Genomic DNA, 22,695 nt, shown 5'->3' on the forward strand with positions numbered 1-22,695 from the left:
GGAAGATTTAATGATGAAATTTAGAAAAAATCAGAATAAAGAAAAACAGATACCAAAGGAAAAGAAACCTCGTGTCTATAAGGTCAATCCTCATAAAAAGGTTGTGATTGCCTTGTGGGTACTTTTAGGGCTTAGTTTCAGCTTTGCGATATTCAAGCACTTTACAGCTATAGATACTCATACTATTCACGAAACAACTATCATAGAAAAGGAATACGTTGATACTCATCATGTAGAAAATTTTGTAGAGAACTTTGCGAAAGTCTACTATTCATGGGAGCAATCCGATAAGTCCATTGATAATCGAATGGAAAGTCTAAAAGGCTATCTGACAGATGAACTTCAAGCTCTCAATGTTGATACAGTACGCAAAGATATTCCTGTATCGTCTTCTGTAAGAGGATTTCAGATATGGACGGTAGAGCCAACTGGCGACAATGAGTTTAATGTAACCTACAGTGTAGACCAGCTCATTACAGAGGGAGAAAATACAAAGACCGTCCACTCTGCTTATATAGTGAGTGTCTATGTAGATGGTTCTGGAAATATGGTACTGGTTAAGAATCCGACCATTACCAACATACCTAAGAAATCAAGTTATAAACCAAAAGCCATTGAAAGTGAGGGGACGGTTGATTCCATTACAACCAATGAAATCAATGAGTTTTTAACGACGTTCTTCAAGCTCTATCCTACAGCGACAGCCAGTGAACTTTCCTACTATGTGAATGACGGGATATTAAAACCAATCGGAAAAGAGTACATCTTTCAAGAACTGGTAAATCCTATTCACAATCGTAAGGATAATCAAGTCACGGTATCGCTGACAGTGGAGTATATCGACCAGCAGACCAAAGCAACGCAGGTATCTCAATTTGATTTGGTACTTGAAAAGAACGGGAGTAATTGGAAGATTATAGAATAACAAATATTGGTACATTATTACAGCTATTTTGTAATCACGTACTCTCTTTGATAAAAAATTGGAGATTCCTTTACAAATATGCTCTTACGTGCTATTATTTAAGTATCTATTTAAAAGGAGTTAATAAATATGCGGCAAGGTATTCTTAAATAAACTGTCAATTTGATAGTGGGAACAAATAATTGGATGTCCTTTTTTAGGAGGGCTTAGTTTTTTGTACCCAGTTTAAGAATACCTTTATCATGTGATTCTAAAGTATCCGGAGAATATCTGTATGCTTTGTATGCCTATGGTTATGCATAAAAATCCCAGTGATAAAAGTATTTATCACTGGGATTTTTATGCCCTTTTGGGTTTTTGAATGGAGGAAAATCACATGAAAATTATTAATATTGGAGTTTTAGCTCATGTTGATGCAGGAAAAACTACCTTAACAGAAAGCTTATTATATAACAGTGGAGCGATTACAGAATTAGGAAGCGTGGACAAAGGTACAACGAGGACGGATAATACGCTTTTAGAACGTCAGAGAGGAATTACAATTCAGACAGGAATAACCTCTTTTCAGTGGGAAAATACGAAGGTGAACATCATAGACACGCCAGGACATATGGATTTCTTAGCAGAAGTATATCGTTCATTATCAGTTTTAGATGGGGCAATTCTACTGATTTCTGCAAAAGATGGCGTACAAGCACAAACTCGTATATTATTTCATGCACTTAGGAAAATGGGGATTCCCACAATCTTTTTTATCAATAAGATTGACCAAAATGGAATTGATTTATCAACGGTTTATCAGGATATTAAAGAGAAACTTTCTGCCGAAATTGTAATCAAACAGAAGGTAGAACTGTATCCTAATATGTGTGTGACGAACTTTACCGAATCTGAACAATGGGATACGGTAATAGAGGGAAACGATGACCTTTTAGAGAAATATATGTCCGGTAAATCATTAGAAGCATTGGAACTCGAACAAGAGGAAAGCATAAGATTTCAGAATTGTTCTCTGTTCCCTCTTTATCATGGAAGTGCAAAAAGTAATATAGGGATTGATAACCTTATAGAAGTTATTACTAATAAATTTTATTCATCAACACATCGAGGTCCGTCTGAACTTTGCGGAAATGTTTTCAAAATTGAATATACAAAAAAAAGACAACGTCTTGCATATATACGCCTTTATAGTGGAGTACTACATTTACGAGATTCGGTTAGAGTATCAGAAAAAGAAAAAATAAAAGTTACAGAAATGTATACTTCAATAAATGGTGAATTATGTAAGATTGATAGAGCTTATTCTGGAGAAATTGTTATTTTGCAAAATGAGTTTTTGAAGTTAAATAGTGTTCTTGGAGATACAAAACTATTGCCACAGAGAAAAAAGATTGAAAATCCGCACCCTCTACTACAAACAACTGTTGAACCGAGTAAACCTGAACAGAGAGAAATGTTGCTTGATGCCCTTTTGGAAATCTCAGATAGTGATCCGCTTCTACGATATTACGTGGATTCTACGACACATGAAATTATACTTTCTTTCTTAGGGAAAGTACAAATGGAAGTGATTAGTGCACTGTTGCAAGAAAAGTATCATGTGGAGATAGAACTAAAAGAGCCTACAGTCATTTATATGGAGAGACCGTTAAAAAATGCAGAATATACCATTCACATCGAAGTGCCGCCAAATCCTTTCTGGGCTTCCATTGGTTTATCTGTATCACCGCTTCCGTTGGGAAGTGGAATGCAGTATGAGAGCTCGGTTTCTCTTGGATACTTAAATCAATCGTTTCAAAATGCAGTTATGGAGGGGATACGCTATGGCTGTGAACAAGGATTGTATGGTTGGAATGTGACGGACTGTAAAATCTGTTTTAAGTATGGCTTATACTATAGCCCTGTTAGTACCCCAGCAGATTTTCGGATGCTTGCTCCTATTGTATTGGAACAAGTCTTAAAAAAAGCTGGAACAGAATTGTTAGAGCCATATCTTAGTTTTAAAATTTATGCGCCACAGGAATATCTTTCACGAGCATACAACGATGCTCCTAAATATTGTGCGAACATCGTAGACACTCAATTGAAAAATAATGAGGTCATTCTTAGTGGAGAAATCCCTGCTCGGTGTATTCAAGAATATCGTAGTGATTTAACTTTCTTTACAAATGGACGTAGTGTTTGTTTAACAGAGTTAAAAGGGTACCATGTTACTACCGGTGAACCTGTTTGCCAGCCCCGTCGTCCAAATAGTCGGATAGATAAAGTACGATATATGTTCAATAAAATAACTTAGTGTATTTTATGTTGTTATATAAATATGGTTTCTTGTTAAATAAGATGAAATATTTTTTAATAAAGATTTGAATTAAAGTGTAAAGGAGGAGATAGTTATTATAAACTACAAGTGGATATTGTGTCCTGTATGTGGAAATAAAACACGATTAAAGATAAGGGAAGATACTGAATTAAAAAAATTCCCCCTCTATTGTCCGAAATGCAGACAAGAAAATTTAATTGAAATAAAGCAGTTCAAAGTAACTGTGATTACAGAGCCAGACGCAAAGACGCAGAGCCGATAAAATGAGATTAATACAATCTCATTTTATCGGCTCTTTCCGTTATGTATGGATTCTTTTAATTAGTCTTCGATGTTTCTTGCTTCGTTGATACCGCTGGCTAAAGATTCCATTAAGGATAGTTCTTTGTCTGTAAAGCTATCCATGTATTTCTCTATCTGTAATCGTCGGGTGCTTTTTACCAAGTTATTAGCAGGTAAGAAAAATTCATCAACGGAAACATGAAGTAACGATACAAGGTCATAAAGAACTTGTATGCTGGGGTGTTGCCCTTTATTTTCAATATTAGTTAAGTACCGTGGGTCAATTTCAATCAATGCTCCCACTTGTTCACGAGTTAAACCTCGTTTCAATCGAGCTTCTTTAATGGCTAAACCAAAGGCTCTAAAATCATATTTATCTTCTTTTTTACGCATAGTAGACCACCTCTATACATTTTATTGTTCCTACTGAATTAAAAACAGGTATAGAAAAACGTGTTATATGGTTTATAGGTTTATATTTAATAAAAAGCACTACTAAACGCCAATAAAAAAAACCGTTATATGGTAGTGCTATTTACGCTGTTAAAATATTGTATATTACTTCCAAATGGCGGTTTGTTGGAGGTCAACGTCGCCATGAAGTACATCATATACAATAAATTTCCTTACATTGGGTTCTTGTCAAAAAAAGTCGTCTATCTGCAATAGATAAGTACGTCCACCAATGTGGTTTTATAAATCATATAGATAGAATAACAGAAGCATGTAAACAGAGAAATAAATCTGTTTATATGCTTTTTTGGCTATTCAGAACTTTTTTACAAAGTTTATTTATCAGTAATGCAACAAATCCCCCTTTCACATTGGGACTAAGAGTGAAAGGAGATAAACGAGCAAGGCTCACTTCCTTTCCTAGACAGAAAGGGGGTGAGAAACATGAAACCATCTTCTTTTCAGACCACAATAGAAAATCAGTTTGACTATATCTGTAAACGTGCTATGGAAGACGAGCGAAAGAATTATATGCTTTATCTTTCAAGGATTGCAAAGCGTGAGGTGTCCTTTTCGGATGTTGGCGATTATCTTGTTAGCCAGTTTGCGACAACAGATAACTATTCAACTGACTTTCAGATTTTTACACTCAATGGGTTATCAGTAGGCGTTGAAAATGATTTGTTGAGTGAAGCATTACGTGAGTTGCCAGACAAGAAACGTGAAATTCTACTGCTGTTTTACTTTATGGACATGAGCGATTCAGAAATTGCAGACCTGTTGAAATTGAACCGTTCTACTGTCTATCGGCATAGAACCAGTGGACTAGCCTTAATTAAAAAGTTTATGGAGGAATTTGAAGAATGAAAACACAATATCCTATGATTCCCTTTCCTCTCATTGTAAAGGCAACAGATGGCGATACCGAAGCGATTAACCAGATTCTACATCATTACAGAGGGTACATAACGAAGCGTTCCCTACGACTTATGAAAGATGAATATGGCAATCAAAGTATGGTCGTTGATGAAGTCTTACGTGGAAGAATGGAAACCAGACTGATTACAAAGATTTTGTCATTTGAAATTAAGTAATATCCTCTCTCCTTTCGTGGAAGCGTGCTAAACCATTCCACGCTTCCCGAACAGGGAGGTTTGTTATTCCACCAAAGCATATTGAGCTTTCAATGTGTTTTGATAGGCTAACGAGCCATTGTTCTTTGAAAACTGAATAAAAGTAATCGAATACGTTTCGATAAGAAAAGAGCCAACGGAACTAACCGCCATGACCTATCTTATAAAGATAGCGAGCGATTCATGTTAGTGATCCGAGAAGCAATCTTTAGCAGGATTGCCTGCAACGACATTCTTATCGTGATAATGATACTCCCATACAGTCAATAGTCCGAGCGTGATAAAACCGTCGCAGGCAATGAGTATGGCTACATGAGAACCATGCAGGGGTGGAACTCCCGTGAGCTTTGCTAAAGCTGTTCGATTGCTGGTAAAACAACTTTTATGAAATCCAAATAAGTGATTTGGAAAGGAGGATTTTATGAAGCAGACTGACATTCCTATTTGGGAACGTTATACCCTAACCATTGAAGAAGCGTCAAAATATTTTCGTATTGGCGAAAACAAGCTACGACGCTTGGCAGAGGAAAATAAAAATGCAAATTGGCTGATTATGAATGGCAATCGTATTCAGATTAAACGAAAACAATTTGAAAAAATTATAGATACATTGGACGCAATCTAGCGTCGCCAAAGGGTCTTGTATATGATAAAATAGTATTAAGTCGTATCAAGGCTCTTTCCATAAAGGAAAGGAGCAAATGCCATGTCAGAAAAAAGACGTGACAATAAAGGTCGAATCTTAAAGACTGGAGAGAGCCAACGAAAAGACGGAAGATACTTATACAAATATATAGATTCATTTGGAGAACCGCAATTTGTTTACTCGTGGAAACTTGTGGCTACAGACCGAGTACCAGCAGGAAAGCGTGATTGTATCTCACTTAGAGAGAAAATCGCAGAGTTACAGAAAGACATTCATGATGGTATTGATGTTGTAGGAAAGAAAATGACACTCTGCCAGCTTTACGCAAAACAGAACGCTCAAAGACCAAAGGTTAGAAAAAACACTGAAACTGGACGCAAATATCTTATGGATATTTTGAAGAAAGACAAGTTAGGTGTAAGAAGTATTGACAGTATTAAGCCATCAGACGCTAAAGAATGGGCTATTAGAATGAGTGAAAATGGTTATGCTTATCAAACCATCAATAACTACAAACGTTCTTTAAAGGCTTCATTCTATATTGCTATACAAGATGATTGTGTTCGGAAGAATCCATTTGACTTTCAACTGAAAGCAGTTCTTGATGATGATACTGTCCCTAAGACCGTACTAACAGAAGAACAGGAAGAAAAACTGTTAGCCTTTGCAAAAGCTGATAAAACCTACAGCAAAAATTATGATGAAATTCTGATACTCTTAAAAACAGGTCTTCGTATTTCAGAGTTTGGTGGTTTGACACTTCCAGATTTAGATTTTGAGAATCGTCTTGTCAATATAGACCATCAGCTATTGAGAGATACTGAAATTGGGTACTACATTGAAACACCAAAGACCAAAAGTGGCGAACGTCAAGTTCCTATGGTTGAAGAAGCCTATCAAGCATTTAAGCGAGTGTTAGCGAATCGAAAGAATGATAAGCGTGTTGAGATTGATGGATATAGTGATTTCCTCTTTCTTAATAGAAAGAACTATCCAAAAGTGGCAAGTGATTACAACGGCATGATGAAAGGTCTTGTTAAGAAATACAATAAGTATAACGAGGATAAATTGCCACACATCACTCCACATAGTTTGCGACATACATTCTGTACCAACTATGCAAATGCAGGAATGAATCCAAAGGCATTACAGTACATTATGGGACATGCTAATATAGCCATGACGCTGAACTATTACGCACATGCAACATTCGATTCTGCAATGGCAGAAATGAAACGCTTGAATAAAGAGAAGCAACAGGAGCGTCTTGTTGCTTAGTAGTACAAATGAATTTACTACTTATTTACCACTTCTGACAGCTAAGACATGAGGAAATATGCAAAGAAACGTGAAGTATCTTCCTACAGTAAAAATACTCGAAAGCACATAGAATAAGGCTTTACGAGCATTTAAGAAAATATAAAAAGATAATTAGAAATTTATACTTTGTTTAAAATAAAAAAATGGTTCTTTTCCCAGTGACTTTCTTACAAAAGTGAGATGGAAAGTAAGATGAAGTGACGCCGTCCCTTAGTACAACAAGAATCCCCATTCTAGAGGAATTCAATAGAGGCAGAAAGATTAAAGCAAAAAGCCCTCGCTTATCGATGATCAGCAAGGGCCTTATATTTAGTGCTTATTTCCTACAATGACTGGTTTTAATTCCAAGTCTTATCCTCTGTAATTGCTGTCCATATTTCCTCGGAATCAGGTGTTTCTCTTGTATAGTCGTGGGAATTTGTTGCTTCCATGACTGCTTCATAGTACCAAGCCTCTGTAGGATTATCTGACCAGTACCTAGCGTTTTCAAGTAAGCCTTCTTTGCTTACTTTTCTGTTTAAAACAGAGTTGATTAAAGTCATGGCTTCCGAACGGGTAATATACTCATCGGGATGGAATGTTCCATCGGGATAACCACTAATCCAGCCTTTTTCAGCTGCAGAATTAATAAAGTCTTTGGCCCAATGGTTTTCGATATCTTTAAATTTATTTTCCTCTGTTTTGCTTAAGCTATCGAACTTGGATACCATAACTGCAAATTCCCCTCTGGTAATTGCATTGCCAGGTTTAAACCCACCGTCTGGATAGCCAGCAATAATTCCGCCGTTTGATAGTGTGGCAATGCTAGCGTTAGACCATCTTTGATGGGAAACGTCGGGGAAACTATGATTTGCACTCTGCAAGCTTTCTCTTACGTCGTCTGTCAATAAGCGATAGAAAATTGCAGCTACTTCTTCACGGCTAATTTTGTTCATTGGTTTAACAGTACCATCGTTATAGCCAAAAATATATGCAAAATGGTTTATCATGTTTAAACCATCAGCCAATGGCACTTCTTCTTCAAGAATTGTTACCGTTTCACCAAAGTCACTTCCGCCACCTATGGAGCCGCCTGTTGAGCCACCTGTGTTTGTCGAATCTCCAGAATCAGTGTTCCTTCTTCGATACTCAAACACAACTTCGTAGTTACTTTGTTCTGAAAACGCTACTGTAATGGAACGCCCAGCAACTACAGGAACACCGTTTACTGTAACAGCTCGTATTCTTGTGTACCTTCCGCTATTAACAGCATTCACTACGATAGAACCATCTTCCACATCTGCCTTAGACTGGGCTGTATCGTATACTGTGGTGGTGCCATATACATGCCTTACCACCAAATCATTTTTCTCGTAAATCACACTGATAACATGACCGTCTTGCTCAATGGAAATCGGTAAGTTTGTTGGATCACCTTGGAACTGATATTCTTTGAGTTTGCTACCCTGAGGAGCATTTAAAACGATAGACTTAACTTCAGGGGCTCTCTTCAGCACTGATTCGGAGGCAGTACTAAATGGTGTGGTAGAGCCTTCCAAATAATGCTCTACGGTGTACTTCCAAACATCTTCGTTTGGTATCCAAATGGCACTGAGTTTTACATTATGGTCAGGCATCGTAAACTTGCTATCTGTCACTGTAACAACATCATCTACTACTTTCCAACCACCAAAATCATAACCATCTCTCTTAGGTTTTGCATCAGTAATGGTTATTTCGTCACCTTTATAACGTGGGGTGATGTTATCAGGCATATCTGTTGCCGTACCTTCCGTTACATACTCAACAGTATATTCTGGCATTTTCTCGTACCCGTATTTAATCCATATACAATCCTCTGGCATAATCCCACTGAGTGTGCCGTTTTCTGCCAGTGTTATTCCATAACCATCTTTAAGGTCTTTGATTAGTTTATCCATCTCATCTTTATTAGCTAGGGAGGCCTTACCAATCACGGCCATTGGTCTTTCACTATCTTCGCCACTAGCTTCATTTTCAGCTCTGCCAATAAAAACTTGAATTTCAGCTAATTCATAACCCCTTACAGGGTAATTTGCCTTGCTATCAATGCTAAGGTTAGGTTTCTTTTTGTTATGAGCGATTGATTTGTTCGGATATACACCGTCCTCATCTATATCCGCATGTTCAACGACAAAAGTATAGATGTCATTAAACTTGGCTTTGAAAGTCAAATCACTTATTATTGTTTCAGTACCCATAGGAATATCTGGTGTCCAACCGGCAAACTCATAGTCATGGCTATTCACGCCCTTACGAACTTTACCAATGATAGTTGTTGGAACTTTGCTTTCTATTGTATTCCATGAAGTCCCTCGAGAAATTCCTGTGATGGGATCGGGTGCTAATGTTCCTTCTGCCGCTTTAAACAAGTCAACCTCGAACGTAATCTGTAACAATTTTGAGAACTTAGCAAGATACGTTAAGTTTCCTGTAACTTCTGTGGTTTCCGTTGGCGTTTCTAGAATTTCTTTTACTTGGCCATCTATTTCAGTCATTTTATACCAATTCTCAAATTCAAAGCCTTCATTTGGTTTTGTTGTTGGAATTACTCTACCTATTTTTTCACCGATTAGGATAGGATCGGTTACTACAGTATCAACATCCGCAGTACCGTTATTGAGTTTACCATTTGCGCTGGCATTAAATGTTACTTTTGCCCATAATTCTTCATTCATTACAACCTTTGCATACAGTTTTGTATCCGCTGTAATAGGATTGGTGAAGCCAAATTTTGTTTGACAACCTTCGTCAGTATACCAACCATCAACAACATAACCTTTATCAGCTGTTACAGTTGGTGCCGTCGTTGTTTGGCCTTTTTGCACTATTGCATTATCAGGGTTTACTGCACCATGCTTCTCGCCAGTAATCTCAAAGCTTACTGTGGCATTATCAGGTGCCCACATTGCGGTATACGTTGCATTTTGGGAAATGGTTTTCGGTAAATCCTGTGTTTGTATTAATGCTGTTCCTCCATCTTTTCTCCAACCAATAAACTTATAGCCAACTTCTGGGTTTACTTTAGGAATTTCAACGGAGTTTCCTTTTAATACTTGTTTGAATTCAACCTCTGTCTGACTATTGTTTAGTGTTCCACGTTCGCCTGCCAAGAATATTACATCAAACCACATACCGTCTATTTTCTTGTAGACTACCTTAATTTCATTCTTGGAAGAATCAATCGTTACATTGTCAGAAGATCTCAATGTTTTTCCACCAAATTCTTTGTGCTTAAATTCAAAGCCTTCTGGCGCCTTGAAAATTTCAATTTCATCATAAGCCACAATTGAATCTGCTACAAGAACGGTGTTTTCAGAAGTTTTAAATGGTTCGGTGTCCCCTTCTTTCCGGTAGGTTACCCTATAGGTAAGGGTTTGAGAATCATCTACCTCGTAATATACATTAGCTATATTCTTCGATGGGTCTGAGGTAATAGGCATACTTGTAGGCTGTAATGGCTTGGTTACTAATTTATAACCCGTTGTTGTTTTTGCCTCATTGGTCCAATCAAAGGTTCCCAAAGGAGCCTCGCCTTTAAATTGGTTTTCAGTAAGGCCAGGCACTGCCGTTGTAGTACCCTTGATATAGCGATTTACAGTATATCCGAACTTCTTAGTTTCATCAATCTCATACTTCATCACATATGTTTTCGCCACTGTGACTTTTTGAGGGAAGCTCACAATTTTTTCATCTTTATCCCCGGCTTCATACCAGCCAACTGCTTTATAACCAAGTTTAGGGGTTACGACAGGTACATCAGAAAAGTTTTCTTCATAACGAGTCTTTCTGATTACGCTAGCTTTTTCCTTGTCAGATTCCTGGATAAATTTACCATAGTCGCCTCTTTGGAATGTTAACTCTACTGCTTGAGAAGTATAGTACACCTCAATCACTGTATTACCTTCTTTAGGGATAACAATTGTATCGGTAGGTCGTTTATACTCAGTTTCACCAACCTCTGCCCCTTCGAAGGTATACTTTGAGTAATCACCTTGGGCCAAAGCAATGGCATCAGCAACAGTTATCGTTGGTTCACCTGCCCATACACTTCCTGAAACAGTTTCGGTCTTTGTACCATTCTTATAAAAATCAACGGTATAAGACTTTTTCGCCTCCATATTTTTATTCACTCTCGCAGATAAAGTAATTGCATTGTTATGGGAAATAGGATTGTCAAAATCAAAGGCACTTCCAGTACAATCCGCTGTTAGATACCAATCGGTGATTTTGTATCCGTCGGCAACAGTAACGCTGGGCTTAATCACTGTTTTTCCCAGTTCTACAGTCTGTTCTTCTTGAGCGGGGGTGTTAAAGCTTGCCTTATCTTTATTTTCTCCAACAAAGTTGAATTTTACTTTTACGCTTTTTGCTCTTGCATTTAAAGTAGGTACAGCAGAACTACCGTCTGTCTCGCTTACTGGTAAATCCGATTTTGCACCGTCCGAACCTATATACTTTGCATAAGCCGAATCAATCTCATTGGTTGGATAAGCTTCACTTTTATTCATATATTTGTTCTTAAGCTGAATATAAATTTCCAAGGTTTCTCCGTGTTCAGAGAAATTGTCCAGATTCCAAACAAATTTCTTGTCTCCGGTACATTGAACGGTACCATCGGTTACAGTATAAGAATGATTTGTTTCTGGCTCCTTTGCTAAGGCAAAATACTCACTGTCAATGGTATCCCAAACAGTAACACCAGATTCAATGGTTTCACCAATATCAGTAAATAAACCGCTTAATTCACTACCATCTGAAATATTGTAAGAATAGGCAGAGTCTGTGGCATGGCTCTCTAATAACTCGATTGCATCAGCGTTATCCAAATCGAACCCTACCGTATAAATGGTAACATCATTATCATCTGAATCACTCTTTAAATCGTTAATTTCACTTGCACCATTCCAGCTAGAGCTATTAATCCAATTGCCGCTTTGGCCATCAACTACCCAAGAACCAGGGACACCGTCAGATAAAAAAACTAAATATACAGGACGGCTTTTATTATCTCTAGAATCAATCAAATCATATGCTTTTTGTAAAGCCCCAGTATAGTCTGTACCATCTGATGGATTATAGTTACAGGCGTCGATGACTTCACTTTTTTCATTTGTGAAATCGAGCGCTTTTTTAACTGCTCTTGCATGATCTCCATAGGTTCCCCGTCTAACATCCCGTGCTCGTAAGCTGCTGTCACAGCTAAAAAGGACAACACCCATTCGGTTGGCTGTTTGACTGTTTGGTATAATTTGATCAACTAATACATCTACAGCCTCTTGTGCGATATCCCATCGACTATCTTTTATTGGAACTTGATTCGTGCATACTTTGTCAGAAGGGATACTGTTCCAATACTCTGCCTTACATTCTCGGCACTTATAGTACAGACCAAAAAATTTTTTTGCTAAAGAACCCCCACAGGTCTCTGTTGGGTGATCGTTCATACTACTTGAAACATCTAAAACTAAAAGGACATCCGTACCATTCTCTGATACATCTACAGGTGTTCCTTTTGCTGTCATGGTTATTTTTGCCAAACCAGTTTCCTGATTAACCCACTCCGCTGTTTTGGTCAGTATTGGAGATAAGCTTTCGCTTTCAGCAAAAACATGAATTGGCAATAATGTTATGCACATGAGCATAGCCATAAATAATGACAGCATTTTCTTTAATCTCATTCGCCCCTCGCCTCCCTTTTCAAATAAGTTTTTCAGTTTCTTATGCTATACCCTCCTCCTGCGTTTCGTCCTCAAGAGTCTTAACCTCCTGTATAAATTCGTATTGAATTTCAGCTTTGTTTTCTCCCGCAACCAATAGGAAACTGCCAAGCTCTTTGCTTAGTACGATATCCTCATCTACATTTGCAAAGTCAGCTAAATTTACTGTTTCACCTGCCTTGAGCCCAGTAACAACCTGTTCATGAACACCTTCGATCACGTCACAATTTAATCTATGAGTAATGATTAATGTTGCTTCTTCTTGAACCAATTCGAGTAAAGGAAGTTCTTCTACTAGAGGAACCTCTTCTACTAATGGAACCTCTTCTTCAGGGATTTCAGTAACCTCTCCCTCTACCTCTTCCACCACATCACCCGTTGTTTCATCCACCACATCACCAGTCGTTTCGTCTACAACATCGCCAGTCGTTTCGTCTACAACATCACCCGTTGTTTCGTCTACAACATCGCCAGTTGTTTCGTCTGCCGCATCACCCGTTGTTTCGTCAACAACATCGCCAGTTGTTTCGTCTGCCCCATCACCCGTTGTTTCGTCTGCCCCATCACCCGTTGTTTCGTCTACAACATCGCCAGTTGTTTCGTCTGCCCCATCACCCGTTGTTTCGTCTACAACGTCGCCAGTTGTTTCGTCTGCCGAATCACCCGTTGTTTCGTCTGCTACATCGCCAGTAGCTTCATCTACAACGCCGCCAGCTGTTTCATCTAAAGCATTACCAGTTGTTTGGTTTACAACTTCGGGTGTTGCTGCATCTGCAACAGCAGTTTCTTTTAAAGCAGCACTTTGTTCATCTGCAAATATCACTGCGTTTGCAGTACCTAGTGCCACACATAAAGTTATTGTTAGTCCTAATTTAAATTTCACTTGAAACCCCTCCTATAATTTTAAGCTTTCCATCATGATGCTTATTTCATTTTCTTTCTGTTTAACGCATTCTCAGCAGCATTGTAAAATAGAATGAAACCAAATTTACGAAGATAAACGCTCGTGGTAGATTTACCCATAATAGTTGATTTCATACACTTTCATGCAACTTGATGTGCAAATTGTTTCTTCCAAAGAAATAATCCATTTTTTGCCATAATCTAATATTAGACCTTTAAAGTAACATATCGGTTACAAAAAAAGCATTTTTAAAAAAACCGCTGACTTTTGTTGAAAACAATTTTTTCATTGACATAGAGTGTAAAAAAACTTATACTTTTCATATCAGAAAAAGTTGATTTGAGGTGATGAGACATGGAAAATACCCATGAAAAATGTGCAAAGGTTTTCAAAGCATTTTGCGATGAGAAGCGGCTTGCTATTTTAGAACTGCTTCGAAGTGGAGAAAAGTGCGCATGTGTACTGATTGATCAGATGGAAATTGGGCAGTCCTCCTTATCCTATCATATGAAAATTTTATGTGAGTCCGGTGTGGTAGATAGCCGACAAGAAGGTAAGTGGACACACTACCGTTTGAGCGAATCTGGCAGTAAATATGCCTCAGAGCTTTTGCAACAGCTCACTACACCATACGTAGAACAGATACTAGAGAAATGCTAAATAAAAAGAAACCATCGAAAAGATGGTTTTTCTTAAGGAAGTCATATCAATTTTTTTTGATGTATTAAGTTAAGGGGGAATTATCTTGCAAACATTAAAATCTATTTTTCTATTCTTACAGGATCATATACTTGGTATGAAGTGGCTAAACAACCTGATTGGAGATTTACTTTCTGCTGTAGGTATTGATATTACTAGCCGACTTGGGGGAAGCATACAGTTCTTTTTTTATGATGTCATAAAAATTATGGCTTTGTTGTTCCTATTGATTTTTGCCATTTCCTATATTCAGAGTTACTTTCCGCCTGAACGAAGTAAAAAAATATTAGGTGGCTTTCGGGGGATTTCGGCAAATGCTGCTTCTGCTCTTCTAGGAACAGTAACACCCTTTTGCTCTTGTTCTTCAATACCCCTATTCATGGGATTTACCAGTGCAGGATTGCCTATCGGTGTGACCTTTTCCTTTTTGATTTCCTCGCCAATGGTTGATCTTGGTAGTCTTGTACTTCTTATGAGCATTTTCGGTGCAAAGGTTGCCATAATGTATGTGTTGATTGGCTTAGTGATTGCTATTATCGGGGGCAAAATCATCGAAAAGCTGCATATGGAACAGTATGTAGAAGGGTTTATTCTAAGTGCCAGTAGTGTGGATATAGAGTCTCCTATGCTCACCAGAAAAGAACGGGTGATATTTGCCAAGGAGCAAGTAGTTTCTACTTTTAAAAAAGTACTCCCCTACATTTTGGTTGGTGTTGGAATTGGAGCTATCATACACAATTGGATTCCTCAAAACTTGATTGAAGAGGTCCTTGGAACGAATAATCCCTTTGGCGTTATCATCGCTACCTTAGTAGGTGTACCTATGTATGCTGATATTTTTGGCACCATCCCTGTTGCAGAGGCCCTTCTATATAAAGGGGCACAACTTGGTACGGTTCTCAGTTTTATGATGGCAGTTACCACACTAAGCTTGCCCTCAATGATTATGCTTCGCAAGGCTGTAAAGCCAAAACTTTTGGGCGTATTTGTCGGTATTTGTGCCATCGGCATCATTTTAGTAGGCTATTTGTTTAATGCATTACAACATTTTTTAATTTAAAAGGAGGAACTGATTAATGGGTCTGTTTAGAAGGAAGAAAGAAGTGAAAACTTGTAGTTGTGGAGGGAACTGTAACCCAGAAATGAAGGAACTAGGAGAAATGAACAAAAGCGGTAACGCCGCTATTAAGGTTCTTGGTTCTGGTTGCACCAAATGCAATCAGCTGGAAGCGGCAGCAAAAGAGGCGTTATTAGAACTTGGTGTGGATACTGCCATTGACCACGTGACTGATTTTGCACAAATCGCTAATTATGGTGTAATGACCACACCTGCCCTTGTGGTGGATGGAAAAGTGGTTTCCTACGGCAAAGTCCTGAAAAAAGAGGAAATTGTGGACCTTCTGAAACAAAACGGGGTAAACTAATTGTAGCAAAATGCCATGATACTCATGGTGTCAGGGGTGCTTAGATGGTTTATTTCCTAAAGGGCTATGCTTAACGACAGAGAACACACTGGTAGGGTGTTCCACGAATCAGAATTGATTAAATTAATAAAAAGTACACGTTTGATTATCATTTGCTGATTGTAATATAGTTAGTTGATTTGTGTAATAAGCAAAAAGGAAAGGTTGGTTCTAAGATGAAATTAAAAGTAGCATTTATTTGTGTTCATAACTCCTGTCGCAGCCAAATGGCTGAGGCCTTGGGAAAACATCTTGCTTCCGATGTGTTTGAAAGCTATTCTGCTGGCACTGAAACGAAGCCAAAAATCAATCAAGATGCTGTAAGGCTGATGAAAGAGCATTATTCTATTAATATGGAGGAGACCCAGTACAGCAAGTTAATTGGTGAGATCCCCGCTGTGGACATTGTAGTGACAATGGGTTGCAATGTGCAGTGCCCTACTCATCCTTCCAAACATCATGAGGACTGGGGACTAGATGATCCAACTGGTAAACCTGACGCTGAGTTTAAAGAAGTTATGAAAGATATAGAGCGTAATATTTTAGATTTGTCCCACCGAATCAAAAGTGGTACTTTATAAGAAAAAAATGCAGGCGAGATCCATACTTGCCCGCATTTTTTTAAACTATAAAGAAAGAATCATGGAGTAAATCCCTAGCTCTCATATCTTTGGTTAACAATTATGTATGAATGAAAGCCAATAGAAGAACTATTGGCTTAACATCATATTACATAACCGCCATTTTTTTGCACTCATCAGCACATATTTTACAGATATCTGCACACTTTTTACAGTGTTCATCTTTAAACATGGCGCATTCTTGGGCACAGGCTTCACAAATTTGAGCGCATAATTGACAGTGTTGTGCAGAGAATTGACCATTCATAGACATCATGCTAACGGACATCTGACACATCATGGCACATTCAACCAGCATGCTTACACATTTTTTTCTTTCATTTAAATCTGGTTCATTCAGACAAGCAGTAAAACACTCATAGCATGCTTGCGTACACTTTGCGCAAGCTACAATGCAGGACTGATATTTGTCTGTTGCCTTTGTTACAATACCCATTTTCTCACCTCATAAAATTATTTTTACATTTAGTAGTATTCGTTAAATTTGGAATTATATTCATCTTTTTTAGGAGTACACTAATACCATTCATTGCTCCTATTCCATGGGGTAGTTTCTACATCGTACCCCTTTTTGATTTTAGTCCCTAAAAACTTAGTCAGAGCAAACCGATTGACATGGGAATCATGACTAATTTTTTGGCAATCTTCCAATTTTTATGAAGTTTGAAAACAGTTTTTATTGGAAACATAATAGGCGAAAATTTCGCAAATTTTCTTTTACCCTTGCCGAAGTTATATATTTTTAAGGACTACTATTTTTAGTATGTTATAATTACAGTAAGGCAGAAATAACCAACAGTTCAACTGGTGGTAGGTGTGTTGTATACCCGCTATTGGACAACATAGAAATAACTTGAAATTTTACTTTTTCTTCCGTAAAACCCGTTAAACGAAATAAAAAGTAAAAATATCTGAAATCATAATATAAACTAAAATAAACAAAACGAATAACAAAACAAAAACCCTTGCAAATCTTTGAAATCCGCAAGGGTTAATCCATCAACTTTTTCAATTGAATATTAATTTCTAACTGCATATTCGTAGGTAGATACGACTTCCAATACAGCATCATACACCAATTGCTTTGCATGGTTTTTTAATTGGCCTCGTACTACTTTTTCATACTGGTTAGGCATATATTGATGCAATAAGTTTAGAGGAATTCCAACATGGTCAATGTTTCGGAGCAATATTTGTATTGCTTCTTGCACACGGGGATTGGTCAAATAATATCTGCAACGGTCAGAATAGCTATATTTTCTGGCCAAAGCTATTTCTTCCTCGTTTCCATGATAGTGATTTATCCAATTTTCTGGCTCCGCCAGCATCACTTCCTCCAACACTTCAATGAAACAAGCTTGTTTTTCTTTGGATATCAATTCTTTTTCCATCAAACTAAGGGAAAACAAGGCTTCTCTTAAACGGAATGTCAAAGCTGGACCAACTTTCAGAATGGCAATGCCATCCTCCACCATTTCTTTTAACTTTTCCTTTGTCTGATAATCGGTAGAGTGTCCTTCAAAAACCAAGGTTGGATAGTCCTTCAAGCTATGGCACAGGCCTTTTGCCTCTTCACGGTTATAATAAAACACCTGGGAATCGCCAAATTCCACTCCCGGTTGCACCACTACAGCGATGATGTTTTCCCATGCTTGGGAAATACGATGTTCCTTAAAAACCTCTTTGTAGGTTTCTACGGTATCAACAAAATCCGTTATCTTCGTAACAGAAATTCCTTCTTCTTCTTCCGTTGCTCCCCCTGGAATAGGCACTTCACTACCGATGACAAAAACAGGTTTTTGAATGACCTTTCCCCTCATCTGAGAAAAGGCATCCATACAAGCCTGATATAACACTGCCCCTCTTTTCGCAATGGTTTTCGTACTTAGGGGTTCTTCCTTTGCATCACTAGCCAATTTCATACTGGTATCCAAATGGATTTTGGTAAAGCCTGCTTTCACATACTCTCGTACCAAAACCTTTGCCTTTTCCATGGCTTCTTCCTCAGGATGGCTTTTAAATGTTAGGGGACCCAAATGGTCCCCTCCTAAAATAATTAAACTTCTATTACAACCCATCTGATCCGCAATATGATAGACAAAATCAGCAAATTCTTGGGGAGTCATTCCTGTATACCCACCATATTGATTAACCTGATTAGCTGTAGCCTCAATTAGCACTGGTTTTTGAGTATTTTTTGCATTTTGCAATAATGCCTCAATAACCAATGTATTTGCAGTACAGTAAGAAGCAATTCCGTTGAAAAAGCCCCTACCTTTCAATATTTGTTTCAAAATATTTTCCATGGCCACCAAATCCTTGTCACTTAATCTCAAATTCATCAAACGTTTTTCTTTGGAACGCATGTTCAATATCCATATACTGATACTTTCCATCAGTGTACACCACATACACATTCTGAATTTTATTTGTCACAGCGTTTACTGCATACTGTGCAAATCCTGCAGCTCTCAAACGGTCTGTGGCAGTGGGCACACCACCTCGTTGCTGAAACCCTACAAGGTTGCACTTTACATTCAACCCGTGGTTCTTCTTTACATAATCTGCCGCATCCACCATTCTAGTAATGGTATTTTCGCTATCACCTTCGGCAAACATTACAACGACATAATCTTTCTCTCCACTGTTTCGTATCCTTAGAACTTCTTGTGCAATCTTCTCATTGGTCATAGGCTTTTCCACCAAGACACTAAAGTCCGCCATACCCATCAATACAGAACTATGGGTTAGGTAACCATCCCAAGCGCCTAAGGTTTCCACAAAAAATACTCTGCCTGGCATAGCCATACCCGTATCACTGATGCCATCGAGGTAATCCACCTGCTTATTTAGGGCAGTATCATAACCTAAAGTATAATCACTTCCATAAATATTATTATCAATGGTACAAGGGATGCCCACGATATTCATTTGTGGGTTTAATCCACTTAATTCTCTGGCACCTTTAAAACTTCCATCTCCACCCAAAACAATTAATGCATCGATTTGGTTTTTGGCCAACTGTGCAATTAAAAGCTCTTGATTTTCCTTTTCTTTCAGCTCAGGGAATCTTCCAGTACGAAGTTCAGTACCGCCTTTTTTATGCCAATCCTGCACATCACAGGGACGAAGTATGGTATAATCGTTGTCCCGGATACCCAAAAATCCACGTCTGTATCCATAAACAACATGTCCCTGTTGTGTTGCACACTTTACAATTTGAGCAAGGCAGGGGTTCATTCCCGAAGAGTCCCCACCGCTCGTAATTACAGCAATATTCATTGGCTTACCTCTTATAAAGATTTATTTGCGCTACCAAATACTTCGATTTTCCCTTTTACCACTTCAGCGCAAGCAACCTTAACGGGTGCCATATATTTTCTAGGGTCCACTTCCTTTTCTGGCAGTTCGTTACACATTTTTCTTACTGCGTCGGTATAAGTCTTTTTCAACTCTGTACCTACGTTGATTTTAGAAATTCCAAGCGTTACGCACTTTTTAAAGTCTTCCACAGGAATGCCAGTACCACCATGTAATACCAAGGGGCAATCTGTAATTTTTGAAATTTCTTCAAGCCTTTCAAAATCCAACTTTGGTTCGCTTTTGTAAAATCCATGGACAGAGCCAAAAGCAATTGCCAAGGCATCAATCCCTGTTTCTTCTACGAAACGAGGTACGTCGGCAGCTTTTGTAAACAATGCATCTTTTTCAGAAACTACGATGTTTTCTTCCTTGCCACCTACTTTGCCAAGCTCGGATTCTACGGAACAATTATAAGCTTTTGCAAAGTCAACAATCTCTTTGGTATCCCTAATGTTTGTTTCGTAATCTTTTTCGGATGCATCAATCATAACAGAGGAGAAACCTGCTTTGATTGCTTCCTTAATAAATTCCTTATCTGTCGCATGGTCTAAATGCAAGCAAACAGGAATATCGACGGATGCTGCCATCCCTTTAATCATTCCTACTGTTTGATGCAACCCAATATATTTGCAAGCACCCATAGATGCCATTAAAATCACAGGTGAATTTTTTTCTACTGCGCCGTTAATAATTCCTTGTGCATCTTCATAGCTGTTGAAATTAAAACCACCTACTGCATAACCTTCTTTTCTTGTATTCTTTAAAATCTCTTTTAAAGTTACTAAACCTCTCATTTTCACATCTCCCATTTTAAACACTCCTATCTCAATAAGTTTTATCTGTATATTCTTTAATCAAACAATATGCGCCATAAAGTACTACTCTATCATTCATAATCGAATACCTTACAGAACCATCATCGATTGGCTGAATACAGCGTTGTTTTAAAGTTTCCATCAATGTTTCATGGAAAAATTTTTTTGCCTTTGTAACCCCACCGCCTAAAACAATGGTCTGGGGATTAAAGAAGTTAAATTGGTTGGCAATTCCTATCCCTAGATAATACCCTTCCTTACGGTAAACTTCAAGGGCATAAGCATCACCAAGTTCTGCGGCTTTATTTAGCACCTTTCCGTTTAAATTTTCTGCCTTGTGTTCTGCCAAATCAAAGGCTTTGCTTTGGATACCTTTTTCCATATCTATAAGCAAACGATTATTGATAGCAGTGCCTGAGGCATATAATTCAAAACAACCTACGCTGCCGCAAGGACACGTTAAACCTTCAGGCATAATAGACATATGCCCCACTTCCCCTGCTCCAAAGGAGCTGCCACGATACACCTGGCCATTTACAACGATGCCACCGCCACAGCCTGTACTCACCGTCATATAAATTACATTTTGCAAACCCTTAGCCACACCCATTCGCACCTCGGCAAGTGCACCTAGGTTACCATCATTGTCCAACAAAACTTTTTTGCCAAAGTCTGCCTCCAAACGTTCTACTATGGGGAAATTTCGCCACCCCATCAAAGGGGCATGTATAATAATACCTTTTTCTGCATCCAAGGGTCCAGGGCTTCCCACCCCGATTCCTAAAACATCTTCCATCTCAAGGGAAAAATGATTTATAATATGCACCAATACATCTTTGGTATTCTGATATACGGCCTCTTCCCCCAAGAATGTCTTAGAGGGGGATACATGCACATAGTCCTCAACGATTTTCCCATCTTCTGTAAACAATGCCCCGGAAGTTTTTGTTCCACCAATATCTAAAATCAAATAGTATTTCATGCTACACCCTTTTCCAAGCCTTATGCCTTTTTCTTTTGTGCCATATCAAAGATAACTGCCAATAAGATAATGCTGCCGATTACTACCTTTTGCCAATAGGAAGAGATAGACAACAAGTTCATACCATTATTGATTACGGCAATGATGGCAACACCAAACATTGCACGACCAACAGACCCGCTACCGCCAGAAAGGCTAGTACCGCCTAATACAGTAGATGCGATGGCATACATTTCATAACCTTCACATGCGCCAGGCTGCCCATTTTGCAATTTAGAAGCAACCAAAACACCACCTAAAGCAGCCATGATAGAACATAAAATATGAGATTTCATGATTACTCTATTGGTATTAATACCACTTAAGTGAGCCACCTGCAAATTGGAACCAGTTGCATATACATGTCTACCGAACACAGTTTGTGACAACAATACGTGCATCAAAGCTACTACAATAACGGTGAATAAAGTAATAATTGGAATGATCCCATTTGGGTGGGAATCTGTAGTCAACAAACGGCCTGCACCTAACCAAGAAAACTGAGATGGCAAGCCAAACACAGCAGTTCCGCCGGTGATGATATAAGTCGCACCTCTGGCAATGGTCATCGTAGCCAATGTGGTAATCATAGGCACTACTTTAAACTTTGTAATCATAATTCCATTGAAAAATCCGCAGACACCACCTATGATTAAGGCAGAAACAACAAGGATTATAATTGACATAAACACAGACATTTCAGGAAACAACAAACCAACCATGGCAGAAAATACGCCTGCCAGGGCTGCTACCGAGCCTACAGAAATATCAATACCACCAAGAATAATTACATATGTAAGACCAGTAGCTAAAAGTGCATTAATGGCCATTTGTGAGGTCAGGTTCATAACATTTTTTGTTGTGAAAAATGTGTCTGTTGTTACACCAAACCCAATACACAAACCGATTAAAAACACAATAACCATATTTTTCTTTAACCATGCTTTCAATTTTTCCATATCATATACCTCT

21 protein-coding genes are annotated in these 22,695 nt (G+C 38.3%); 12 read left to right on the forward strand and 9 right to left on the reverse strand.

Going from position 1 to position 22,695, the window contains the following annotated elements; genetic code table 11:
* Positions 1 to 10: 10 nt before the first annotated feature.
* From RBQ60_RS08725 to RBQ60_RS08740, 4 genes are all read left to right on the forward strand, one after another.
* The gene (locus RBQ60_RS08725; RefSeq protein WP_000975332.1) at positions 11 to 925 is read left to right on the forward strand and encodes a conjugal transfer protein; all 915 of its coding nucleotides are present in this window, start codon (positions 11 to 13) and stop codon (positions 923 to 925) included.
* Positions 926 to 1,208: 283 nt separating this feature from the next.
* Positions 1,209 to 1,286: a tetracycline resistance determinant leader peptide gene (locus RBQ60_RS08730; RefSeq protein WP_078372222.1), complete on the forward strand. Its 78-nt coding sequence runs from the start codon at positions 1,209 to 1,211 to the stop codon at positions 1,284 to 1,286.
* Positions 1,287 to 1,301: 15 nt separating this feature from the next.
* Entirely contained in the window at positions 1,302 to 3,221 is a 1,920-nt protein-coding gene (tet(M), locus tag RBQ60_RS08735) for a tetracycline resistance ribosomal protection protein Tet(M) (RefSeq protein WP_000691736.1), read from the forward strand.
* 97 nt (positions 3,222 to 3,318) lie between these two features.
* Positions 3,319 to 3,507 carry a cysteine-rich KTR domain-containing protein gene (locus tag RBQ60_RS08740; RefSeq protein WP_012962334.1) on the forward strand — a complete coding sequence of 63 codons (189 nt, stop codon included), beginning with the start codon at positions 3,319 to 3,321 and terminating at the stop codon, positions 3,505 to 3,507.
* A gap of 59 nt (positions 3,508 to 3,566) precedes the next feature.
* Here the strand turns inward: RBQ60_RS08740 and RBQ60_RS08745 are convergent, their stop codons facing one another.
* Positions 3,567 to 3,920 (reverse strand): helix-turn-helix transcriptional regulator, encoded by a 354-nt coding sequence (locus RBQ60_RS08745; protein ID WP_001227347.1) that lies wholly within the window; start codon positions 3,918 to 3,920, stop codon positions 3,567 to 3,569.
* A 504-nt stretch (positions 3,921 to 4,424) separates the two neighbouring features.
* Here RBQ60_RS08745 and RBQ60_RS08750 point away from each other — a divergent pair.
* The 4 genes from RBQ60_RS08750 to RBQ60_RS08770 all read left to right on the forward strand — a co-directional run bounded on the left by RBQ60_RS08750 (position 4,425) and on the right by RBQ60_RS08770 (position 7,037).
* Entirely contained in the window at positions 4,425 to 4,847 is a 423-nt protein-coding gene (locus RBQ60_RS08750) for a sigma-70 family RNA polymerase sigma factor (RefSeq protein ID WP_000804885.1), read from the forward strand.
* On the forward strand, positions 4,844 to 5,074 hold the full coding sequence (locus tag RBQ60_RS08755; RefSeq protein ID WP_000857133.1) for a helix-turn-helix domain-containing protein: 231 nt from the start codon (positions 4,844 to 4,846) through the stop codon (positions 5,072 to 5,074). Before RBQ60_RS08750 ends, RBQ60_RS08755 begins: the two co-directional genes overlap by 4 nt.
* A 460-nt stretch (positions 5,075 to 5,534) precedes the next feature.
* A complete protein-coding gene (locus tag RBQ60_RS08765; RefSeq protein ID WP_000814511.1) occupies positions 5,535 to 5,738 on the forward strand; it encodes an excisionase in 204 nt (67 codons plus the stop codon).
* Positions 5,739 to 5,819: 81 nt separating this feature from the next.
* Positions 5,820 to 7,037 carry a tyrosine-type recombinase/integrase gene (locus RBQ60_RS08770; protein WP_001291561.1) on the forward strand — a complete coding sequence of 406 codons (1,218 nt, stop codon included), beginning with the start codon at positions 5,820 to 5,822 and terminating at the stop codon, positions 7,035 to 7,037.
* 380 nt (positions 7,038 to 7,417) lie between these two features.
* On the opposite strand, the gene RBQ60_RS08775 is transcribed toward RBQ60_RS08770, so the two are convergent.
* Together RBQ60_RS08775 and RBQ60_RS08780 are read right to left on the reverse strand one after the other, a co-directional pair.
* Positions 7,418 to 12,778 (reverse strand): InlB B-repeat-containing protein, encoded by a 5,361-nt coding sequence (locus RBQ60_RS08775; protein ID WP_307883315.1) that lies wholly within the window; start codon positions 12,776 to 12,778, stop codon positions 7,418 to 7,420.
* A 40-nt stretch (positions 12,779 to 12,818) separates the two neighbouring features.
* Entirely contained in the window at positions 12,819 to 13,700 is an 882-nt protein-coding gene (locus RBQ60_RS08780; protein WP_307883316.1) for a hypothetical protein, read from the reverse strand.
* A 375-nt stretch (positions 13,701 to 14,075) separates the two neighbouring features.
* Between RBQ60_RS08780 and RBQ60_RS08785 the strand changes: the two genes are divergently transcribed.
* From RBQ60_RS08785 to RBQ60_RS08800, 4 genes are all read left to right on the forward strand, one after another.
* On the forward strand, positions 14,076 to 14,381 hold the full coding sequence (locus RBQ60_RS08785) for an ArsR/SmtB family transcription factor (protein WP_307883317.1): 306 nt from the start codon (positions 14,076 to 14,078) through the stop codon (positions 14,379 to 14,381).
* Between the two features lie 136 nt (positions 14,382 to 14,517).
* Positions 14,518 to 15,480, forward strand: a complete 963-nt coding sequence (locus tag RBQ60_RS08790) for a permease (protein ID WP_442871387.1) — start codon at positions 14,518 to 14,520, stop codon at positions 15,478 to 15,480.
* A gap of 16 nt (positions 15,481 to 15,496) precedes the next feature.
* Positions 15,497 to 15,844, forward strand: a complete 348-nt coding sequence (locus RBQ60_RS08795; RefSeq protein ID WP_307883319.1) for a thioredoxin family protein — start codon at positions 15,497 to 15,499, stop codon at positions 15,842 to 15,844.
* 215 nt (positions 15,845 to 16,059) lie between these two features.
* Positions 16,060 to 16,464, forward strand: a complete 405-nt coding sequence (locus tag RBQ60_RS08800) for an arsenate reductase ArsC (RefSeq protein WP_307883320.1) — start codon at positions 16,060 to 16,062, stop codon at positions 16,462 to 16,464.
* A 148-nt stretch (positions 16,465 to 16,612) separates the two neighbouring features.
* Here RBQ60_RS08800 and RBQ60_RS08805 read toward each other — a convergent pair whose 3' ends face one another.
* The 6 genes from RBQ60_RS08805 to RBQ60_RS08830 all read right to left on the reverse strand — a co-directional run bounded on the left by RBQ60_RS08805 (position 16,613) and on the right by RBQ60_RS08830 (position 22,682).
* Positions 16,613 to 16,960, reverse strand: a complete 348-nt coding sequence (locus RBQ60_RS08805; protein WP_307883321.1) for a four-helix bundle copper-binding protein — start codon at positions 16,958 to 16,960, stop codon at positions 16,613 to 16,615.
* 583 nt (positions 16,961 to 17,543) lie between these two features.
* Positions 17,544 to 18,920 carry a class II D-tagatose-bisphosphate aldolase, non-catalytic subunit gene (locus tag RBQ60_RS08810; RefSeq protein WP_307883322.1) on the reverse strand — a complete coding sequence of 459 codons (1,377 nt, stop codon included), beginning with the start codon at positions 18,918 to 18,920 and terminating at the stop codon, positions 17,544 to 17,546.
* A complete protein-coding gene (locus tag RBQ60_RS08815) occupies positions 18,847 to 19,806 on the reverse strand; it encodes a 6-phosphofructokinase (RefSeq protein ID WP_307883323.1) in 960 nt (319 codons plus the stop codon). Before RBQ60_RS08815 ends, RBQ60_RS08810 begins: the two co-directional genes overlap by 74 nt.
* 11 nt (positions 19,807 to 19,817) lie before the next feature.
* Positions 19,818 to 20,696: a class II fructose-bisphosphate aldolase gene (locus tag RBQ60_RS08820; protein WP_307883324.1), complete on the reverse strand. Its 879-nt coding sequence runs from the start codon at positions 20,694 to 20,696 to the stop codon at positions 19,818 to 19,820.
* Positions 20,697 to 20,712: 16 nt separating this feature from the next.
* Positions 20,713 to 21,684, reverse strand: a complete 972-nt coding sequence (locus RBQ60_RS08825) for an ROK family protein (protein ID WP_307883325.1) — start codon at positions 21,682 to 21,684, stop codon at positions 20,713 to 20,715.
* 20 nt (positions 21,685 to 21,704) lie between these two features.
* Complete coding sequence (locus tag RBQ60_RS08830; protein WP_307883326.1) at positions 21,705 to 22,682, reverse strand: ABC transporter permease; 978 nt, start codon at positions 22,680 to 22,682, stop codon at positions 21,705 to 21,707.
* Between the last annotated feature and the right edge of the window lie 13 nt (positions 22,683 to 22,695).

The organism is Anaerotignum sp. MB30-C6 (assembly GCF_030908465.1).
Classification (GTDB): Bacteria; Bacillota; Clostridia; order Lachnospirales; family Anaerotignaceae; genus Chakrabartyella.